A 1,333-nucleotide genomic window follows, 5' to 3' on the forward strand; every position below is an offset into this window, starting at 1 on the left:
GACCGGGGGCGGGCCGCCGGCGGGTGACCGGGGGCGGGCCGCCGGCGGGTGACCGGGGCCGGGCCGCCGACCGGGGCCCGCCCCCTCGGTCGTCGGACGGGCGCGCCGCGTCCGGCGGCCGAGGACGGCCTCGGTGGCGTCGGCTACGACTGCGGGGGCGCGGTGAGCATCCGTACCGCCGGAGCCTCCGGAACCGCGGGCACCGCTTCCTGCGGGGCGGCGGGCGGGGCGACGGTGGACTTGGTGGCGACGGCCGGGTTGAGGTCCTTGTGCACGGCGCGGGCGACGGCCTGAATGGTGTTGATGCCGTCATTCATCGTCTTGTTGTCCTGGGTGAGCACGGTGATCGCGTAGTCGTGCCCCTTGCCGGTGAACGCGCCGATGCTGTGCACCCGCCAGCCGTGGGTGGCGCGCGGCAGCCAGCCGTTCTTGACCTGGACGGTCACCCCGGACGGCGCACCGGCGGGCGTGCCCCAGCGCTGGGAGGAGATGACCTTGCGCATCAGACCCAGTTCGTACGCCCGCGAGTTGTCGCTCAGCACGGAGTTCTTGGCGGTCAGCAGGGTCAGCAGCCGCAGCTCGTCCTGGGCGGTGATCTGCGTGAGACCCCAGTAGCCACCCGAGCCGGGCACGGTGTGCGTCATCCCGGCGGCCTTCAGGAACGCCTTGACCTTCGTCACCCCGAGCTGCTTCCACAGGCTGGTGGTCGCGTTGTTGTCGGACTTCGTGATCATGGCGGTGGCGAGGTTTATCTCGCGCTGGGTGAGATAGCGGTTGTGCTTCTTGTTGTCCCACAGGAGCGTCGCCAGCACGGTCGCCTTCACGACACTGGCGGAGTCGTACTTCGTCGTGGCCCGCAGGGAGCAGTTCGTCCTGGTGGTCCGGTCGTAGAGCGCCACGGCCGTCGTGGACTTCCGTCCCTTGAGCGCGGCGGTGATGTCCTTCGACAGCTTGGCCGCCAGCCCCGCCTTGCCGGACGTGCAGCTCACCGTCGGCGTCGCGGCGGCGGCGGGCGCGGCGCCGAACGCCACGGGTGCGATGACGCCTGCGGCGAGCGCGACGGAGAGTGCGGCCTGCGCGCGACGGGTTATACGGAGCTGATCCTTCATGCGGCTTCTCCCCCTGAGTCGATCCGTACGGCGCGCCCCGGCGCACCCGTCAGTAACGACTGACGAACGGTCGAAAAGTTGCCCGTGCCGGACTGTGGAGTTGCTCGCCGGTTGCGTCGGGTGCCGACGGCCCCATGCGGTCCGGCACGGTGACAGGGCGAACATGACGGCTGTTCAGCCCGCCCGGAAAACGCGTCCGCCCCGTGCCCCGGCAGTCGGGGCAC

General features: G+C 71.3%; 1 protein-coding gene. It reads right to left on the minus strand.

All coding sequences use genetic code 11. The annotated features are described in order from the left end of the window. Window positions 1–143: 143 nt before the first annotated feature. On the minus strand, window positions 144–1,109 hold the full coding sequence (locus tag ACFU8Q_RS41500) for a serine hydrolase (protein WP_384465410.1): 966 nt from the start codon (window positions 1,107–1,109) through the stop codon (window positions 144–146). Between the last annotated feature and the right edge of the window lie 224 nt (window positions 1,110–1,333).

The organism is Streptomyces sp. NPDC057543 (assembly GCF_042801895.1).
In the GTDB taxonomy this organism is placed as follows: domain Bacteria; phylum Actinomycetota; class Actinomycetes; order Streptomycetales; family Streptomycetaceae; genus Streptomyces.

Excerpts from the sequence above, each read along its gene's own strand:
- ACFU8Q_RS41500 (WP_384465410.1), bottom strand. The coding sequence starts at position 1,109 with ATGAAGGATCAGCTCCGTATAACCCGTCGCGCGCAGGCCGCACTCTCC.